Here is a 17,206-nt window from a genome sequence, read left to right as displayed (position 1 = left end):
CGGCTAGACCGGGGTGCGGTGGAAGCTCTGCGAGGAGCGCGACGGCGTCGGGCCGCGCTGGCCCTGGTAGCGCGAGCCGTACTGCGCCGACCCGTACGGGAACTCCGACGGCGACGACAGCCGGAAGAAGCACAGCTGGCCGATCTTCATGCCGGGCCACAGCGTGATCGGCAGGGTCGCGACGTTGGACAGCTCGAGGGTCACGTGCCCGGTGAAGCCCGGGTCGATGAAGCCCGCCGTCGAGTGGGTCAGCAGGCCGAGGCGGCCGAGGGACGACTTTCCTCGAGGCGCGCCGCGACGTCGTCGGGCAGGGTGACGGCCTCGTACGTCGAGCCCAGGACGAACTCGCCCGGGTGCAGGATGAACGGCTCCGCGGGGTCGACGTCGACGAGCCGGGTGAGGTCGGGCTGGTCCTGCGCCGGGTCGATGACCGAGTACTTGTGGTTGTCGAACAGCCGGAAGTACCGGTCCAGCCGGACGTCGATGCTCGACGGCTGGATCATCGCGGGGTCGTACGGGTCGAGCACGACGCGGCCGGCGTCGAGCTCGGCGCGGATGTCACGGTCGGAGAGCAGCACGCGGACACGGTAGTCGTGGTGGGGGCCCCGCCGTGCGCCGGTGTCCGACGACGGCGCCGCGTTGGGTATGCTCGGTCCGCGCGCTCACGCCCCGAGCGCAGCGCGGGTGTAGTTCAGTGGCAGAACTTCAGCTTCCCAAGCTGATAGCGCGGGTTCGATTCCCGTCACCCGCTCCCAGCATCACCGCAGGTCGGAGAGGCGTCTGATCCGTCGGGTCGGCTTCAGACCGTGACGACCTCGACGAGGTCGTCCGCGCCCGTCAGGTCGACTGCATTGCGGGTGTACAGCCGCGCGCCGTGAGCATGAGCCGTCGCGGCGATCAGAAGATCCATGGTCCTGGCGCGCGGTTGGCGACCGGCTGCGACGACCGCAGCAGCCAGCCGGCCGTAGCTGGCGGCCACGGCCTCATCGACAGGGAGCGCGTCGAAGCGTCGCTGCAGGACCGACAGGCGCCGCAATCTCTCGGCACGGACCGCGGTGTCGGCGGTGACGAGCACGCCGAAGTGCAGCTCGGCGAGAGTGACAGCGCTGATGGCCAGCTCGCCGGGCAGGGGACCGACGTCGGTGGCGATGACGACGCTGGTGTCCAGGACAGCCCTCACCGCGGTTCCCATGGATCGGTGATCTCGCTGTCGATGAGTCCTCGGTCTCGGTCCCAGTCCGGGTCGTCACGTCCGGAGAACAGCTCTTCGACGTCTGACCAGGTACGCCACGTGCGTGTGTCCGCGGGCACCAGACGCGCGCTGGCGCGACCGGCCACGGTGATGGTGACCTCTTCGCCGGCCTCGACGCGCCGGACCAGCTCGGATGCCTGCTGGCGGAGCTCGCGAAGGCCCACGGTCGTCATGCTTCAACGGTAGCACTTGTGCTACCGCCTCGTAGAGCCCCTGCGCGCCGCACAGGCGGACACGGCCGAGGCCCTCGCGGGCCGGGAGGCGGTGACCACCTCCCGGCCCGTCGAGGGCCTCAACCGTCCGGTGCGGACTACCTCCGCTCGAGCCCGTTGATGGCAGCGACGACCGCAGCGGTCGCGGCGTCCACCTCCGCCTGGGTGCTGCGCGTGGCCATGACCACGCGCGCCTTGCCCGCGGCCACCCGGACTGCGGCGACGCTCTTGCCGGTGTAGTCCCGGCCGGTGGGCTTCAGCTCGTTGGCCTCGGCGACGACCGCCTGGAGCCTCGACGTGTCGGTCACCGGCTTGCGCAGGCCGAGCCACTCCTCGGGGTCGGCGACCGCGACCGCGCCGAGCTTCTGGGTCCAGTCGCTGTTGAACAGCAGCGGGTTGTGGGTGGACCGCCAGCTGAGCTGGTCGTTCAGGCCCCAGAAGGTCACCCGGTGGATGTCCTGGGAGTACTTCTTGTAGACGGCGAAGTACTCGGCGAACCGCTGGGCCTGGATGGCCTCGAGCTCGGTGCGGCTGTTGATCTTCCCGACCCAGTAGTCGAACTCGCCGCGCGAGATCCGGTCGGCGACCGACGGGTCGTTGAGGTCGCGGTAGAGCGACCGGTCGTCACCCTCCGGCTGGCCGTTCCAGGCCTCCCACACCTGCAGGTCGAGCTCGCTGATGTTGGCCTCGAAACCGGCCTCGGTGATGAGCTGGAGCGACCGCTCGACGGACGCCTCGTTCGAGCAGGCACCCGGCCGCCACTCGGCGGCGTCGTCGTCCACGAGCTCGGGCAGGCGCGTGAGGTCGGAGCAGGCGAAGGCCGGCGTCTGGTTGATGTAGTTGTGCGACTGCAGGCCGATGACCTCGACGAGCTGCCGCGGGTCCTCGGGGTGCTCGGCGGCGTACCGCTCGTTGAGGTCGGTGGCCATCGCGATGATCGCCTGGCCCTTGCCCTCGGACTGGAAGACGTTGAAGTCGTTGTACTCGAGCCGCGTCTCGGGGCCGTACGTCCGGGCGAACACGAACGCGTCGTAGAGGAAGTCCGCCGGCGACTCGCCCGCCGCCAGGTCGGCGCCGTTGGCGTAGGCGTTGTACCAGTCGGAGAACCCACCGTTCGGGCCGCCGCGCAGGAAGTCCCGCCAGTCCTGGGTCTCAGGGTCGAACTCCGCGAGCCCGTCGACGAACGCCTCGTTGACGACGTCCCAGGAGACGGTCCGCCCGCGGAAGTGCGTCAGGACGTCCTCGATGTAGCGCTCCATGTTGGCGCGTGCCTCATCGCGCGTGAGGCCCCGGTTGAGGTTGGGCGGCGACTGGCCGTGCCAGACCAGGACGTGCCCGTGGACCTTCATGCCCCGCGCGAGGGTCTCGTCGACGAAGGCGTCCGCGGGCCCGAAGTTGTACGTCCACTCACCCGTCTCCGGGTTGATGTTGGCGTTCGGCAGGAGCTGGTCCGGCTTCATGTTGTTCTCGGCGGTCATGATGTTGAAGTGCCGCTCGACCACCGCCGAGTTCGGCGACCCGGCCGCGTACGTCGCCGGGGAGGAGTAGATGTTCCCGACGTCGAAGTAGTCGCTGTAGACCTCCTTGAGGGAGGCGATCGGCGCGCTGGGGTCGGTGACGGCAGCCTGGGCCGGTGTGGCCAGGCCGACCGCCGCCACGGTGACGGCGAGACCTGCGCCGGCCCACTGCCGGACGCCTGGTCGGTGGGGCCGCGGCGTCGTCACCGCAGTGCCCCCACGTCGTCGTGTGGTGCGTCGAATCATCATCGATCCTCTCGTTCTTGCGCTCGGGAGCCGGCGTGGCGGGGGTGAGCCCACGCCCGGGCCGACGTCCTGTTCGGGTACCGCCCCACACCTCTCGTCCTTCGCGGCGTCGTCGCCGTCAGCGCAGGGGCCGTGCGCCGCGTCGTTGCAGCACTCTCACTCGATGTCGGGTTCCGTGCAGTAGATAACGTTACACATCGGGTGCGATCGGCACGCTAGCCGCAACGGCCGGACCAGGCAAGGCGAGGGCTTCCTCCGGCGGCCCACCCCAACCTCGACCCGTGTTACCCGTCGGCGAGCCGGTGGCGACCTGGCTCGGGTCGCCGCCCGCCCCCTCATCCCTCCCGGCGCCTCCCCACATGACGGCGACCGGGGCCCGGAGCCCTCCCCTGATTGCTGACCCGAAACGGCACCGACCCGGTCTCTCGAGTGATAAGGGGCCGTGACTCAAGTCACGGCTTTGTCTCACTGCGTGGGACGAGGTGCGAAAACCGTATCCGCGGGGCAGTGGTTCCGAGAGGCTCACCTCGCTGGGCCGGGGGGCGGTGTTCGACTGCAGCGGATGGCATCCCCGCGCGCACCTGCGAATCCGCAGTCAACAACAAGGGGTTGTCCCATGAATGGAACGACGCGGGCCTACAGCAAGGCCCTCGTAGCCGGCGGCAGCGTGACGGTCGCGATGTTCGCCGTCATGGCCATCGCGATCGCCTCACCCGAGCTCCTCAGGGGCTCGGCATCGCCGCGACGACGGGCTCGGTCACGCTCGTCGTCAACCGCATCATCAACGGGGCGGACATCGCACTCACCCTGGTGGCGATCTTCGGGATCTGGACCGGGGCAGCGGCGTTCGCCGCTGCCGGCATCCGGACGATCCTGCGGCTGGCCACGACCAACGCGGCGAAGCGGGCGGCGATCCCCGCGATCGTCAGGTAGGACCGGTGGGTGCACCGCCGCGCCGGTCCGGCGGCGGTGCACCCCCACCACCGGCGGCGCGGGTCGACCCCGCGCACATCGACCGAGCCAGGGGGAACGGGATGAGCAGCGACGTGGCAGCACCTCGAGCGGGGTCGCTGACGCGCACCGGGGACGCCCCGGTGCGGCGCCGCATGGGGGCGGGTCGCACCGTGTCGGCGTGCCTCAGGCGGCAGTGGCCGGCCCTCGTGCTCGCGGCGCTCCTGTGGTCGGCGATGGTCGCCGTGGGGTACGGCGAGGGCCTGCGCGGGACGGACGTCGTCGAGCGCGAGGCGGTCACCGTGTCCGGGGCCCTGTGGTGGGAGATCTTCTCCAACAACGCGCACATCACCCTCGGGCTCTTCTCCGGCCTGGTCTGCCTCGGCATCACCACGGTCCTGCTCACCGCGACGTCCGCGACGATCCTCGGGGTCCTCACGGCTCAGGCGATCGGCCTCGTGGGCCCCGCGCAGTTCGCGCTCGGTGTCGGTCCGCACCTCGTGCCCGAGATGGCCGGCTTCGTGCTGGCCACGGCGGCCGGACTGACGTCCGTGGTGGCCGTGGCCCGGCGGATCGGCGGATGGTCCACCCGCCTCGCCGTCGGGCAGGTGCTGCGGGACGCCCTCGTCCTGCAGCTCCTCGCACTGGTCGCCCTGGCGATCGGGGCCACGATCGAGACGTGGGTCAGCGCATGAGCACAGACGAGGAGACAGCCTCCATGACCGTCCACGAGACCGCGCACGATTCAGTCGAGCACGGCCCCGCCTCCGACCCGGCCCGCACCGGGTCGTCCCGGTCGCCGTCGACCGTCCTCGCCTCCCGACGACTGCGCGACCTCGTGCTCGTCGTGCTCGTCGTCCTGGCGTTCGTGGTGACCCGTCGCGACCTCCCGCTGTTCGAGCGCACCGCGCTCGCCGAGTCACCCGACAGCACCGACTTCATCGGCGTGACGGTCGCGACCGCGTGGTTGACCACGGCCGTCGTCCTGGTCATGGGGACCGTCCTGGCCGCCGTGCTCGCCGGGGCGGCCGCCGCGCTGGTCCACCGCGTCGTCGGACGGCTGACGCGGGACGAGGCACGCCCCTGGGGACCGCGCTCAGCACGCTGGTCGGCGCGTACTTCGCCGTCCGGCTGGCGGTGGTCGGCCTCACGCACCCCGAGCCCGGACCGGACGAGATGGTCGCGTTCGCCGCGCTCGACGTCGACCTCGGGCTCGCGGTGGCCGTCGTCCTCGCTGCCGTGGTCGCGCGTCGGGTCGCCGCCGCGTCCTGGCAGCGCTCGGTCGTCGCCGCACTCGTCGTCGCCGCCGTCGTCGCGGTCTTCGTGAACTGGCGGTCGCTGGTATGACCCGCGCCGACCTGGCTGCCGGGCGCCCCGCCGGGCAGGCTCGGACCATGACGCCGACGATGCGCGCCACCGTCCGCACCGCGGCGGTGTCGCTCGCCCTGAGCTGGCTGTACGCGGCGGTCTACGGACTGCGCCGGACCGGCGTGCTCGAGCAGCTGCCGCAGCGCGAGCTCTTCGGCCGTCGTCAGGTGGACCCGGGCGAGGTCGCCCTCATCGCCGACGTCCTCGACTGGTCGATCATCGCGTGGGTCGTCCTGCCGGTGCTCCTCCTGGCCAGCGTGCTGACGGTCGCGCTCGTGGGTGTCGGGCACGTGGCCGTGCTCGTCCTCGGGGTGGCGAGCACGCCCGTGCTGCCGCTGTTCGGCGCGTACTTCCCGCTCGATCCGGTGCTCGCCGTCGTCGCCGCGGCTCAGGGCATCGCGGCCGCACTCGTCGTCGTCCAGTTCGTGCGCGCCCTGGCCGCCTCGCGATGACGGTGACCAGCAGCACCCGCCCCGGGCCGCAGCACCGCCGGTCACGGCTGGTGCGCGCCCGCGGGTGCCGCTGACGCCACGGGCGGTGTGGGGGCTGACGGTCGGGTACCGACGGCGGTCGCTGAACCAGCTCAACGGGCGGGTCATGCTGCCCTGGCAGTGGCGGGTCGCCACGGCGCTCACCGTCGCCGGACGGGTCGGACTGCTGCTGGCGCTCGTCGCCGTCGGGGCGGTGCTGCGCCGGTTCGGCTTCGGCGAGGAGCTCGCACCGCAGGGCGCGGCCACCCTCGTCTGGGTGCTCGCGCTCCTCGCCGTCGTCGTCACGCTCGGGGGCGCGTCCCCCGGGACGGCCCTGGCCCTGCGCCAGGTGCCCGACCGCCAGATCCTCCTCACCCTGAGCCCGCTCACGAGCGGGCAGCACGTCGCGGTCACCGCGGTCATGCCCGCGGTGGTCGAGACCCTGACCCTGACCCTCGCCGCGGCCGCGGTCGCGCTGCCGTTGTGGGGGCTCTCGTCGACGGCCGCCCTCGCGGTCGCCGCGGTCGCCGGCGGCGCCGTCGTCGGCAGCGTGCTCGGGCTCGCCGCCCTGGCGGCCCTGGCCCTCGTGCCGGCTCGCGCCGGACGCGCGCGGACCCTGGTCCTGGCGGCCGCCACCGGCCTCGTCGTCGGCGTCGCGCTGGGCGTCGTCGCCCCGGTGCTGGTCGGCCGGTGGCGCGGGTGGACGGCGGCGGAGATCGGCGCGGCCCTGCAGCGGTCCGTGCTGGACCGCGTGCTGGTGACGAGGCCCCCGGGCTGGGAGCGGCTCGTGGACGCCGGGGCGCCCGCGGTGCTCGGGGCCGCCCTCGCCGTGACGCTCCTGGCCGCACCGCTCGCCGTCGTCCTGCTGCGTCGGGTGGCCCGACGGCACGCGCTCGCCCCCGTGGGACCCGCCGCCCGGCGCGCGGCCCCCACCACCGTCGCCGGGCGCGTGTGGACGGCCGTCGCCGGCCGCGGCGACGTCGCCCCGACCGCGCTCCGCGTCGTCGCCCTCGTCGTGGTCAAGGACGGGCTCGCGCTGCGGCGGCTGCCCGCCGTCGCCGCCGCCCCCGTGCGGCGGGCGCGCGCGCTCGGTGCCGGCGCGACCGGTGCCGCGCTGGGCTTCGCCGTCGCCGGCGGGGCCACGCACCTGCACGCCGTGACCTGGATGGCCGCCGGCCTCGCGGTCGCGGTGATCGGCGTCGTCGCCGGCGTGCAGGACACCGTGGTGCCGGTGGCCGGCATCGAGGCCGAGCGGCGGGCATGGGCGCTGCTGCGGAGCACGCCGGTGCCGACGGGGGTGCTGCTGGTCGCCAAGTCGGTCTCGGTGTCCCGCCAGGTCGCCGGGATGGTGGGCGCGCCGCTGGTCGCCTGGTGCCTCGTCCTGGGTCGGTCGCCGGCCGAGCGGGTCGCCCTGGTGCTGCTCGTGGTGCTGCTCCTCGCCGCGTCCGGCGCGGGGGCGACGCTCGGGTCGGTCCTGGCCCGGCGCACCGAGGGCAGCACGCAGAGCCTCGTCGAGCGCGACCCGGTCGCGACGATCATCCACGGCGTCGCCCTGCTGGTCGCCGTCCTGCCGGTCGTCCTGGCGTACACCCTGGCCGGCGACGACGTCGCACCCGCGGTCACCGCGGCCGTCCTGCTCGGGCTGCTCGTCGGCGTCGGTGCCGGCGTGGCCCGCAGCGACACCCTCACCCGGAGGTGGAGATGATCGAGGTCGCGGACGTGCGCGTCGTCTACCGGACGACGCAGGCACTCGCCGGCGTCACCCTCACGGTGCAGCCCGGGGAGACGGTGCTGCTCCGCGGGCACAACGGGTCCGGCAAGAGCACCCTGCTGCGCCTGGCCGCAGGGCTGGAGGTACCGGACGACGGCGCGGTGCGGATCTGCGGTCACGACGCGACGTCCGCCACGGCGCGGGCGTCGCGCGCCTACGTGCCCGACACCCCACCGCTCTACGACTACCTGTCCACGCGCGAGACGGCGACCCTCGCCGCGCGCCTGTGGGGAGTGCCCGTCGCCCGCGCCGTCGCGGCGGTGGAGCGGATCGGCCTCGCCGACGCGCTCGACTCGCTCGTCAGCGAGCTCTCCCTCGGCATGCGCAAGAAGCTCGGCCTGGCAGTGACGACCCTGCACGACCCGCCCGTGGTGCTGGTCGACGAGCCGTTCAGCGGGCTCGACGCGGACACCGTGGAGACCGTCCGGACGCTGCTGCGCACGTGGCGCAGCGACGGGCGCGCCGTGCTCGTGACCAGCCACGACGAGGCCCCCCTGCACGGGCTGGTGGACCGCCGGATCACGCTCGCCGCCGGTCGCGTCGTCGAGCCGGCCGCCACCAGCCCCGTCCGCTGACCCCGACCACCAGGAGCATCGTGCCCACCACCGCTCTCCCGCCGACCCGGCTCGACGCCCGGTCCTTGTCCAAGGCGTACGGGTCCACGGTCGTGCTCGACGACATCACGGTCAGCGTCGAGCCGGGCACGGTCACCGCGTTCCTCGGCCGCAACGGCGCCGGCAAGACCACCACCGTGCGGCGCATCGCCGGGCTCGTCGACGGCGGCGGCACGGTGACCTTCGGTGGCCGCCCACTGCTCGACCACGAGGCGCCGCACCGCGTGCTCGGCGTCGACCTGGGGACCCTGCAGGCCCACCCCGGACGCACCGTGCGCGACCACCTGCGGCTCCTCGCGCGCCACGTGCCACACGGCCGCGAGCGCGTCGACGAGGTGGTCGGGCTGCTCGGCATCGAGGGCCTCGTCGACAAGGTCCCCCGGCGCTTCTCCACGGGCATGCGACGCTCCGTCGCGCTGGCCGCCACGCTCCTGCCCGACCCGGCGGTGCTCATCCTCGACGAGCCCATCAACGGGCTCGAGGTGGCCGCCGTGCAGCGGGTGAAGGACCTGCTGCGCTCGCACGCGGACCGAGGAGGCACCGTCCTGGTCGCGTCGCACATCCTCGCCGAGCTCGAGCGGGTGGCCGACCGGGTGCTGGTGCTGGCCGAGGGCCGGATCGTCGCCGACGAGCCCCTCGACGCCTACCTGCGCGGGCACGACCTCGTCCAGGTGGAGCTCCACGTCGACGCGCCCGCCCGCTTCGCCGAGGCGGCTCGTGCGCTCGGGTGGGACGTCCGTGCGGAGCGCACCGGGCTCCTGGTCAGCGGTCAGGACGTGGACGCCGTGGCACGCCTGGTCCGCGACACCGGCGTGCTCGTCCTCGGTCTGCGTGAGCGCCACGCCACCCTCGAGGAGGCGTTCCTGCGGTCGACCACCCCCACCGGCGCCGCCCACGGTTCGACCGACCCCGTCACCGTCGGGGCGACGGAGGAGCGAAGTGATCGGCTACGAGTGGTACGCGCTGCGCACCCTGCGGCACGTGCGCGTGCTGGCGGTCGTGCTGACCGTCGTCATCGTCGTGGGCTCGTTCGCCGCCGCGGCGATGTTCTCGCTGTTCCCCGAGTTCGGGCTCACGCCCGACGGGCTCTTCGTCAGCGTCATGCGCCTCAACATGGCCCTGCCCGTCGGGGCGGTGACGCTCGCCGTCGCGGCGACCCTCGCCGACGCACGCCGCGGCCTGGTCCTCGGGGCGATCCTGCGGGCGGGCAGCCGGCAGCGGGTGTGGTGGGCCAAGCTCGTCGTCGCCGTCGGGGCGGCCGTCCTCCTCAGCCTGCTGAGCGCAGCGGTCGGCCTGGTCGCGATCGGTCTCACGGCGGGCGCGGTGTCGACCGGGTCGGCCCTCGCGACCACGGGTCGCGCGACCCTGTACGCGGTCGGCTTCGCCCTCATCGGCGTCGGGGTCGCGAGCATCGTGCGCCGGCACCTGCTGGGGGCGATCGCGATCCCGGTGGTCGCGGCGTTCATGGTCGAGCCCGCGCTCCTGGCCTCGTTGGTGTTCGTCCCCCGGACGTGGTCGTGGCTGGTGTCGCTGCTGCCGTTCACCGCCGGCGGGGAGTTCCTCGTCGGCACCGGGGCGGCCGGGATGTACTTCCCCGCCGACTCCATCGGTCGGCCGGCAGCCGTCTTCTTCGGCGTGGCGGCCCTCACCGCGCTCGCCGGCTACCTCGTCTTCCGGCGGGCGGACCTCGCGGTGGTCGACACGGCGTAGGGCCGACGACGCCGCCCGGCGCCCGGGCCCGCGTCGGGGCCTGGCCACAGGACGCAGGGCACAGCGCGCAGCGCGTTACAGCAACCCGAGCACGTCGAGCGCCGCCGCGAGCCCGTCCTCCCGCCGCATGGCCCGGCCGACCTCGGCGGCCCGCCCACCGCGGGTCAGTGCGTCGGCGACCGCGGTGACGAGCGCAGCGGTGGTCAGGCGGCGGACCGGGATGGGCGCCGCGGCGATCCCCCGCCGGTGCAGCTGGGTGCCCCAGAACGGCTGGTCGGCGGTGACCGGCACGACCACGGCGGGGACGCCGGCCCGGGCGACCGCGTGCGAGGTGCCGGCACCGCCGTGGTGGATGACGACGGCCGCCCCCGGCAGGACCGCGGGGAACGGTGCCGCCCGCACCGCGAGCACGTCGGACCCCCGGAGGTCGTCGGGCAGCGCGAGACCGCCCCACCCGGTGAGCAGGAGCACGCGGAGCCCGTGGGCCCGGGCGGCGCCGACCACCGCCCGGGCTCGCGCCTCGGCACCGCCGACCGCCATGGAGCCGAACGAGGCGACGAGGTGGCCGCCGTCGTGCACGAAGTCCGCGACGGCCGGGTCGACGGCGTCCGCGAGCCCGTCGTCGTGCCACGAGCCGGTGAGGTGCACGCGCGGGGACCAGTCGTGCGGCCGGGGCAGGAGCTGGGGGCTGACGGCCATGAGCGTCGCGCGCGACGGCGTCCGGGACGCCGGACGCCGTCCGCGGGGCAGCTGTGCCGCGGCGCGGACGACGTCGGCGGCGAAGACCCGCGCAGCAGCCCGCGGCACGGCGTAGGTGGACCGGTTCCAGCGGCCGAGGTCGTACGTGGCGGTGGGCCCGCCCGCCGCCGGGAAGCCCTCCGACGCCGTCGCGACCGGGGAGAACTCGGCGAGCACCCGGGGGACGCCGAGCGCGTCCGCCGCCATCGGCGCCGACAGGATCAGCGGGTGGTGCACCACGACGTCGGGAGCGAACGCCACGGTCTCCCGCACCGCGGCGGCGAGCATCCGCCGCATCCCGGGACGCACCTCGCGGCTGAGGTGCCGGGCGAGCGCCCACGGCGTGCGGCCGGGGGTGCGAGAACCCGCCGGAAGTCCAGGCCCAGCCCGACGGCATCCACGTCCGACGGCATACCGGCGCCCTCGGTCATCCCCAGCCGGACGTCGTGCCCGCGGGCGGCGGCGTACCGGGCCAGGGCCAGGAACGGCTCGATGTCGCCGCGCGTCCCGGCTGTCAGCAGCATCATCCGCACCCGCCCAGTCTGCCCCGGCGCCGCGCACGGTCGGGCCGGGCCCTGAGGGGCGACCGCATCGCCACGGACCGGCTGGCGGGGGTCGTCGCGCCGGGTTACCGTCACGCGCGCCGACGACGCTCGAGGGCGGGGCGGTGCCCGACCCGCCGGGCCCGCAGGGCGGCCGCGACGACCTCGAGGAGTGACTGCATGCGCGAACGCAGCATGCCCGGCGCTCGTCGCGCCGAAGGCTCCCCGCTGCCGACCCGGCCGACGGGACGGCGCCGGCCTCGCCGGCCCGGACCGGTGGGATCGCCGGGATCGGGTCCGTCATCGGCCGGCTCGTGCACATCGCTCGGCCCGTCCTGTGGATCAACACCATCGGCGGCGGGGTCGTCGGCGTCTGGCTCACCGGCACGCTCTGGGACGTGCGGGCGCTGCCGGTCCTGCTGTGGCTGACCCTGCCGTTCAACCTGCTGATCTACGGCGTGAACGACATCTACGACCAGGAGACGGACGCGGCGAACCCCCGCAAGGGCTCGATGGAGGGCGCGCGGATCCGGCCGTCGGAGGTCCGGCTCATCGCGTGGGGCGTGGCCGCCACCAACATCCCGTTCCTCGTCTACTTCCTCGTAGCCCTGCCGGCGGCGGCGAACGCGGCGATCGCGCTCTACGCGGCCGTGTTCGTCTTCTACTCGGCGCCGCCGCTGCGGTTCAAGGCGCGCCCGTTCCTGGACTCGGTGAGCAACGCCGCGTACGCGCTGCCGCTGGTGATCGTGCCCGCCGCCCTCGGCGTCGCGCCGGTGTGGCCCGCGGCCGTCGGGCTGATGGCGTGGAGCGTCGCGAAGCACCCGTTCGACGCGGTGCAGGACATCGTCGAGGACCGTGAGGCGGGCATCATGACGACGGCGGTCCGCCTCGGGCCGAGGGGGTCGCACTGTGGAGCGGGTTCTGGTGGGTGCTGTCGTCGGTGCTGTTCGCCCTGGTGAGCGTGCCGGTGGCGGCGGTCAGCCTCGCGATCGCCGGCGTCCTCGTGGTTGGCCTGCTCCGGGACCCGACGCCCGCGACGGGGCACCGGCTCTACCCGCTGTCCGTCGCCTTCCCGTACCTGGCGGGCTCCGTCGCCGGGGTGCTGCTCACCGTCGGGATCTTCGTCGGGCGGTACCCGTGACGGCGCGGGCGTGCGCCGTGGGCGGGGGCCGGGCGTGAGCCGCGTCGTCGTCGTCGGCGGCGGGATCGGCGGGCTCGCGGCGTCCGCCCTCCTCGCCCGGGCCGGGCACCGGGTCACGCTCCTCGAGGCGTCCGGCACGCTGGGCGGCAAGAGCCACCGCGTGCTGCTGGGCGGCGAGCGGATCGACACCGGACCGTCGCTGGTGACGTTCCCGGCGGTCTGGGACGAGCTGCTGCGCCGGCTCGACGACGGCCGGCGGCCCGCCTCCGACGACGGCCGCCTCGACCTCGTGCGGATGCCCGAGGTCGGCCGGTACCTCTACCGGGACGACGAGACGTCGCTGCCGGTCGCGCCAGACCACCCCTGGTACCCCGCCTGGCGCCGCTTCAGCGACCTGCACGCGCCCCTCGCCGACGACGTGTCGGCGCTGCTGCTCGCCGAACCGCTCGACCGCGCGGCGCTCCCGGCGCTGCGCCGGCTGCTCGACGTCTACGGGTCACGGCTGACCACCCGCGCCTACCTCGACGGCCTGACCTGGCTGCCCGACGGCCTGCGGGACATCCTCGCCATCCACACGCTCAACGCCGGTGTCTCGCCGTCGCGCACACCCGCGCTCTACGCGAGCATGCCGGCCATCATGGCCGCCGACGGCGCCTGGGTGCCGCGGGGCGGGGTGTACGAGATCGTGCTCGCCCTGGCCCGGCTGGCCGAGGCGGCCGGCGTCGAGGTGCGGCTCGGCGAGGCCGTGACGCACCTCGAGCGGGGCCGGGTCACCACCACCGCGGCCGAGCACCGCGCCGACGTCGTCGTCAGCGCGCTCGACGGCGACCGCCTCGCGTCACTGGTCGGCCCGGTCCAGCCGCTCAGCCGTGAGCCGCTCAGCCGCCAGCCCGGCGACCGTCAGCCGCTCAGCCCTCAGCGGACCCGCCCACGCGCCCGTCCCCGCACGCTGTCGTGCTCGGGCATCGCGGTGTACGGGGTGCTGCGCGAGGAGCTGCCCGCCAGCCTCGCGGCGCACAGCGTCGTCCTCCCTACCAGGCCCGCCGCGTTGTACCGCAGCCTCGAGGCGGGCGACGAGCCGGCCGACACGATGGTGTTCGTCAACCAGTACCGGGCGGGCGAGGTGTACCCGAACCGGCGGAGCACCGTCGGCATCCTGCTCACCGCTCCGGCCGACGGCGGGCGCTACACCCTCGAGCACCCCTTCGTGCGGCGGGAGGTCGAGCGGGTCTCGACCGCTCTGGGCCTCGACTCCCCGCTCACCGACCTGCTCGACGAGCACGTCGTGCTCGACCCGCAGTACTACGGCGGCTTCGGCGAGCCGCACGGCGCGCTGTACGGAGCGGCTCGCCCGGTGTGGCAGAGCGGACCGTTCCACCGCCCGTCGTACCGCGACCCGTGGCGGCCGTGGCTGTGGCGGGTGGGGGCGTCCGTGCACCCGGGCGGCGGGATCCCGGCCGTGCTGGGCGGCGCGATGATCGCGACGCGGCGGCTGCTCCGGGCGGTGCCGACCTGAGCCCGTCCACCGGCACGCGGAACAACCCCCGGCGGCCGGCCGTTCCGACGGTGGCACGGTGTCGCCCGTCACCCGGGCCCCCGACCACCGACCCCATGCCCGATCACCCACCCCATGCACGTCCGTCGCCGAGGAAGAGAGCCGTCGTGAGCCCTGCAGAGATGGTCGTCCTGCTCGACGAGTCCGGCGGGCACATCGGTGTCGCGGACAAGGCGGAGGTGCACACCCCGAGCACGCCGCTGCACCTGGCGTTCTCCTGCCACGTCCTCGACGAGGAGGGGCGGGTCCTGGTGACCCGGCGCGCGCTGAGCAAGCGGACGTGGCCCGGCGTGTGGACGAACAGCTTCTGCGGGCACCCCGGGGTCGACGAGCCGATGGAGGACGCGGTGGCCCGGCGCGGGCTGCAGGAGCTCGGGCTCACCCTGACGGACGTCGAGCTGGTCGATCCCGACTTCCGCTACCGGGCGACGGACGCCTCCGGGATCGTCGAGAACGAGATCTGCCCCATCTACTTCGCGCGCACCACCCAGGCGCCCGCGGCGAACCCGGACGAGGTCATGGACCTCGCCTGGGTCGCGCCGGCCGACCTCGTCCGGGCGGTCGAGGCGGCTCCGTGGGCGATGAGCCCGTGGCTCGTCAGCTCCCTCGACCGGATCGCCCCGCACCTGCGTGGATGACCGACCCACCGCGGTCGTCGTCGGGGGCGGGCCCGCCGGCCTGATCGCCGCGGAGCGCCTCGCCGGGGCCGGGGTCGCGGTCACGGTTCTCGACGCGATGCCGTCGGTGGGCCGCAAGCTCCTCATGGCCGGTCACGGCGGGCTCAACCTCACCCACTCCGAGGACGTCGCCCGCTTCGGGCCGCGCTACGGCGAGGCGGCCGACCGGGTCATGCCCCTGCTCGCCGCCTTCGGTCCAGACGACCTGCGTCGCTGGTGCGCGGAGCTGGGTGAGCCCACCGTTGTCGGCTCGAGCGGACGGGTCTTCCCGCAGCGGTTCCGCGCGACCCCGCTGCTGCGCGCCTGGCTGGCGCGGCTCGCCGGGCTCGGCGTGCAGGTCCGCACCCGGCAGCGGTGGACCGGCTGGGCCGACGACGGCGCGCTGCGCGTCACCGACCGCGACGGGCGCACCACCGAGGTGACGGGGGACGTGACCGTCTTCGCGCTCGGCGGGGCGTCGTGGCCCCGGCTCGGGTCCGACGGCGCCTGGGTCGAGCCCTTCCGCGCGCGCGGCGTGGCTGTGGCACCGATGCGCCCGGCGAACGTCGGGGTGCGCGTGGGCTGGACCGACGTCTTCGCGGACCGCTTCGAGGGGACGCCGGTCAAGCACCTCGCGCTGTTGGTGCGCGGAGCGAGCGGGCCGGCTGCCGGACCGGTGCGCGGCGACGCGATGGTGACGCGCAGCGGGCTCGAGGGCGGACCGGTCTATGCGCTCGGCGCGGCGATCCGCGCCGCGCTCGACGCCGACGCGCGCTGCGTCCTCGAGCTCGACCTGCGCCCCGACCACACCGCCGACCGGCTCACCGACCGGTTGCGGCAGCGCCGCCCGAAGGACTCCGCGACCTCCTGGCTGCGCCGCACGACCGGCCTCGACCCGGTCGCCGTCGGGCTGCTGCGGGAGGCGACCGGCGGCACCCTGCCCGACGACGCCGCGGCGATGGCCCACCTGGTCAAGGCCGTCCCGGTGCTCGTCACCGGCCCGATGCCGATCGAGAAGGCGATCTCGTCGGCCGGGGGGATCGCGTGGTCGGAGGTCGACGCGTCGCTCATGCTGCACCAACTGCCCGGCACGTTCGTCGCCGGGGAGATGCTCGACTGGGAGGCACCCACCGGGGGCTACCTGCTGCAGGCGTCGTTCAGCAGCGGGGTCGTCGCCGCGCAGGGCGCGCTCGACTGGCTCAGTCGGGGTCCCGGGCGCTGAGCACCCGGCCCAGCACCACCACGGTGACCCCGGCCAGCACCACGACCACGAGCCCGACGCGCAGGCTGCTCGCGTCCGCGACCACCCCGATGATCGCCGGGGACAGCAGGAAGCCGACCCGCAGCAGCCAGCTCGCGACCGACAGGCCGACGCCGTGCGGCAGCCCGGGCAGCTCGTCCGCGGCGTGCATGACCGCCGGCACCAGCGTCGCGACGCCGAGCCCGGTGAGCGCGAAGCCGACGAGAGTGGTCGGGACCGCCGGCACCGCGATCGCCAGCCCCATCCCGACGGCGGTGACCGCTCCGCCAACGCGCACCGCACGACGCTGCCCCACGCGGTCGATGACCCGGTCGCCGACGAGGCGTCCGGCGACCATGGCGACCTGCAGCGCGACGAACGCGAGCCCCGCGACGGCGGCGCTCGTCCCCACCTCGCCGCGCATGTACAGCGCACCCCACGTCGAGCCGGCGTCCTGGGCGAACCCCTCCGCCGACGCGAGCAGGCCCAGCACGACGAGGAGCACGACGGTGCGGCCGGTGACGTGGCCCAGCAGCCGGCGTCCGGCACCGGACGGCACCTCCGCGCCCGCACCCGCGCCCACGGCCGGCGGGGTGCGCTCGGTGTCGTCGGGTCCGGGCAGCATCGACCGGTACGCGAGCAGGGCGACCACGCTGAACACCGCCGCGGACACCCACAGGTGGACGCCCAGCGGGATCGCGAGGCCCGCCGCGGCCGACCCGAGCAGGCCGCCGACGACGGCGCCGATGCTCCAGGTGGCATGCAGCGAGTTGACGATGAACCGCCCGTACGCGCGCTGCACCCGGAAGGCGTGCGCGTTCTGGGCCACGTCGATCACGGCGTCGAGCGCACCGGCGACGAGCAGCAGCGCCGCGAACGCCGCCCAGGACCCGGTCAGCGGGACGCCGGCCACCGCGACCGCGAGCCCGATGAGCCCGAACGCGCCGACCTTCGCCGACCCGAGCCGCTGGAGCAGCGCCGGCGCGAGCAGCCCGGCGAGCAGCGCACCCGCGGGCATGGCCGCGACCGCGGCGCCGAGCTCGGCGTTGGTCAGGTCGAGGCGGTCCTTGAGGTCGGGCAGCCGCGGCACGAGGTTCGCGTAGACCACCGCGTTGAGGAAGAAGACCGCCGCCACGGCGGCCCGGGCGCGCCGCAGGCGGGGCTCGACGGTGCGGGCGAGGGGTGACACGGAGGGCATGGCGGCGGCTCTCGGGCAGGAGGGA

The 17,206-nt window shown here is 74.6% G+C and carries 18 protein-coding genes, 1 tRNA gene and 2 pseudogenes; 14 read left to right on the top strand and 7 right to left on the bottom strand.

Translation table 11 applies throughout. From position 1 onward, the window contains the following. Window positions 1–3 precede the first annotated feature (3 nt). Window positions 4–578, bottom strand: a pseudogene (dcd, locus tag REH70_RS19960) (dCTP deaminase). A 102-nt stretch (window positions 579–680) separates the two neighbouring features. On the opposite strand from dcd, the gene REH70_RS19955 reads away from it, so the two are divergent. Then, window positions 681–751 (top strand) — tRNA-Gly (locus REH70_RS19955). A gap of 48 nt (window positions 752–799) precedes the next feature. Here the strand turns inward: REH70_RS19955 and REH70_RS19950 are convergent. The 3 genes from REH70_RS19950 to REH70_RS19940 form a co-directional block, all read right to left on the bottom strand. Further along, the gene (locus tag REH70_RS19950; protein WP_310750144.1) at window positions 800–1,192 is read right to left on the bottom strand and encodes a type II toxin-antitoxin system VapC family toxin; all 393 of its coding nucleotides are present in this window, start codon (window positions 1,190–1,192) and stop codon (window positions 800–802) included. Continuing rightward, window positions 1,177–1,425 carry a type II toxin-antitoxin system prevent-host-death family antitoxin gene (locus REH70_RS19945; protein ID WP_310750142.1) on the bottom strand — a complete coding sequence of 83 codons (249 nt, stop codon included), beginning with the start codon at window positions 1,423–1,425 and terminating at the stop codon, window positions 1,177–1,179. The genes REH70_RS19950 and REH70_RS19945 overlap by 16 nt, the downstream gene beginning before the upstream one ends. A 137-nt stretch (window positions 1,426–1,562) precedes the next feature. Further along, window positions 1,563–3,122, bottom strand: a complete 1,560-nt coding sequence (locus REH70_RS19940; protein WP_310750139.1) for an endo-1,4-beta-xylanase — start codon at window positions 3,120–3,122, stop codon at window positions 1,563–1,565. A gap of 714 nt (window positions 3,123–3,836) precedes the next feature. Here REH70_RS19940 and REH70_RS19935 point away from each other — a divergent pair. The 8 genes and pseudogenes from REH70_RS19935 to REH70_RS19905 all read left to right on the top strand — a co-directional run bounded on the left by REH70_RS19935 (window position 3,837) and on the right by REH70_RS19905 (window position 10,111). Then, window positions 3,837–4,160 (top strand): hypothetical protein, encoded by a 324-nt coding sequence (locus REH70_RS19935; RefSeq protein ID WP_310750136.1) that lies wholly within the window; start codon window positions 3,837–3,839, stop codon window positions 4,158–4,160. A 101-nt stretch (window positions 4,161–4,261) separates the two neighbouring features. Next, a complete protein-coding gene (locus tag REH70_RS19930) occupies window positions 4,262–4,873 on the top strand; it encodes a stage II sporulation protein M (protein WP_310750133.1) in 612 nt (203 codons plus the stop codon). A gap of 23 nt (window positions 4,874–4,896) precedes the next feature. Continuing rightward, on the top strand, window positions 4,897–5,505 hold the full coding sequence (locus REH70_RS19925; protein WP_310750130.1) for a hypothetical protein: 609 nt from the start codon (window positions 4,897–4,899) through the stop codon (window positions 5,503–5,505). Window positions 5,506–5,572: 67 nt separating this feature from the next. Next, entirely contained in the window at window positions 5,573–5,998 is a 426-nt protein-coding gene (locus tag REH70_RS19920) for a hypothetical protein (RefSeq protein ID WP_310750128.1), read from the top strand. Window positions 5,999–6,083: 85 nt separating this feature from the next. After that, window positions 6,084–7,721 carry a hypothetical protein gene (locus tag REH70_RS19915; protein WP_310750125.1) on the top strand — a complete coding sequence of 546 codons (1,638 nt, stop codon included), beginning with the start codon at window positions 6,084–6,086 and terminating at the stop codon, window positions 7,719–7,721. After that, the gene (locus tag REH70_RS19910) at window positions 7,718–8,362 is read left to right on the top strand and encodes an ABC transporter ATP-binding protein (RefSeq protein WP_310750122.1); all 645 of its coding nucleotides are present in this window, start codon (window positions 7,718–7,720) and stop codon (window positions 8,360–8,362) included. Before REH70_RS19915 ends, REH70_RS19910 begins: the two co-directional genes overlap by 4 nt. Window positions 8,363–8,382: 20 nt before the next feature. Beyond that, window positions 8,383–8,961: pseudogene (locus tag REH70_RS20980) on the top strand (ATP-binding cassette domain-containing protein); the annotation flags it as partial. Between the two features lie 379 nt (window positions 8,962–9,340). Further along, on the top strand, window positions 9,341–10,111 hold the full coding sequence (locus REH70_RS19905; protein WP_310750119.1) for a hypothetical protein: 771 nt from the start codon (window positions 9,341–9,343) through the stop codon (window positions 10,109–10,111). Between the two features lie 75 nt (window positions 10,112–10,186). Here the strand turns inward: REH70_RS19905 and REH70_RS19900 are convergent, their stop codons facing one another. Next, the gene (locus REH70_RS19900) at window positions 10,187–11,146 is read right to left on the bottom strand and encodes a nucleotide disphospho-sugar-binding domain-containing protein (protein WP_310750116.1); all 960 of its coding nucleotides are present in this window, start codon (window positions 11,144–11,146) and stop codon (window positions 10,187–10,189) included. Then, on the bottom strand, window positions 11,071–11,373 hold the full coding sequence (locus REH70_RS19895; protein ID WP_310754448.1) for a glycosyltransferase: 303 nt from the start codon (window positions 11,371–11,373) through the stop codon (window positions 11,071–11,073). The genes REH70_RS19900 and REH70_RS19895 overlap by 76 nt, the downstream gene beginning before the upstream one ends. A 332-nt stretch (window positions 11,374–11,705) precedes the next feature. On the opposite strand from REH70_RS19895, the gene REH70_RS19890 reads away from it, so the two are divergent. From REH70_RS19890 to REH70_RS19870, 5 genes are all read left to right on the top strand, one after another. Further along, window positions 11,706–12,350: a UbiA family prenyltransferase gene (locus REH70_RS19890; RefSeq protein ID WP_310750112.1), complete on the top strand. Its 645-nt coding sequence runs from the start codon at window positions 11,706–11,708 to the stop codon at window positions 12,348–12,350. Further along, a complete protein-coding gene (locus REH70_RS19885; protein WP_310750109.1) occupies window positions 12,332–12,532 on the top strand; it encodes a hypothetical protein in 201 nt (66 codons plus the stop codon). Before REH70_RS19890 ends, REH70_RS19885 begins: the two co-directional genes overlap by 19 nt. A gap of 34 nt (window positions 12,533–12,566) precedes the next feature. Then, on the top strand, window positions 12,567–14,048 hold the full coding sequence (locus REH70_RS19880; protein WP_310750106.1) for an FAD-dependent oxidoreductase: 1,482 nt from the start codon (window positions 12,567–12,569) through the stop codon (window positions 14,046–14,048). Between the two features lie 161 nt (window positions 14,049–14,209). Further along, window positions 14,210–14,725, top strand: coding sequence for an isopentenyl-diphosphate Delta-isomerase (gene idi / locus REH70_RS19875; protein ID WP_310754446.1), 516 nt, complete (start codon window positions 14,210–14,212; stop codon window positions 14,723–14,725). Beyond that, a complete protein-coding gene (locus tag REH70_RS19870) occupies window positions 14,718–15,965 on the top strand; it encodes a TIGR03862 family flavoprotein (RefSeq protein ID WP_310750103.1) in 1,248 nt (415 codons plus the stop codon). The genes idi and REH70_RS19870 overlap by 8 nt, the downstream gene beginning before the upstream one ends. Here the strand turns inward: REH70_RS19870 and REH70_RS19865 are convergent. Beyond that, a complete protein-coding gene (locus REH70_RS19865; RefSeq protein ID WP_310750100.1) occupies window positions 15,943–17,181 on the bottom strand; it encodes an MFS transporter in 1,239 nt (412 codons plus the stop codon). The genes REH70_RS19870 and REH70_RS19865 overlap by 23 nt on opposite strands. Window positions 17,182–17,206: the final 25 nt, after the last annotated feature.

Source organism: Cellulomonas sp. ATA003 (assembly GCF_031582905.1).
In the GTDB taxonomy this organism is placed as follows: domain Bacteria; phylum Actinomycetota; class Actinomycetes; order Actinomycetales; family Cellulomonadaceae; genus Pengzhenrongella.
Note: the sequence above shows the minus strand (reverse complement) of the source record. Positions and strands in the feature narration are given on the sequence as shown.

Bases quoted from the DNA above. Each gene is read 5' to 3' on its own strand.
- REH70_RS19930 (WP_310750133.1), top strand. From the start codon at position 4,262: ATGAGCAGCGACGTGGCAGCACCTCGAGCGGGGTCGCTGACGCGCACC.
- REH70_RS19950 (WP_310750144.1), bottom strand. From the start codon at position 1,192: ATGGGAACCGCGGTGAGGGCTGTCCTGGACACCAGCGTCGTCATCGCC.
- REH70_RS19865 (WP_310750100.1), bottom strand. From the start codon at position 17,181: ATGCCCTCCGTGTCACCCCTCGCCCGCACCGTCGAGCCCCGCCTGCGG.
- REH70_RS19910 (WP_310750122.1), top strand. From the start codon at position 7,718: ATGATCGAGGTCGCGGACGTGCGCGTCGTCTACCGGACGACGCAGGCA.
- REH70_RS19925 (WP_310750130.1), top strand. From the start codon at position 4,897: ATGACCGTCCACGAGACCGCGCACGATTCAGTCGAGCACGGCCCCGCC.
- idi (WP_310754446.1), top strand. From the start codon at position 14,210: ATGGTCGTCCTGCTCGACGAGTCCGGCGGGCACATCGGTGTCGCGGAC.
- REH70_RS19920 (WP_310750128.1), top strand. From the start codon at position 5,573: ATGACGCCGACGATGCGCGCCACCGTCCGCACCGCGGCGGTGTCGCTC.
- REH70_RS19945 (WP_310750142.1), bottom strand. From the start codon at position 1,425: ATGACGACCGTGGGCCTTCGCGAGCTCCGCCAGCAGGCATCCGAGCTG.
- REH70_RS19900 (WP_310750116.1), bottom strand. From the start codon at position 11,146: ATGCGGCGGATGCTCGCCGCCGCGGTGCGGGAGACCGTGGCGTTCGCT.
- REH70_RS19895 (WP_310754448.1), bottom strand. From the start codon at position 11,373: ATGCTGCTGACAGCCGGGACGCGCGGCGACATCGAGCCGTTCCTGGCC.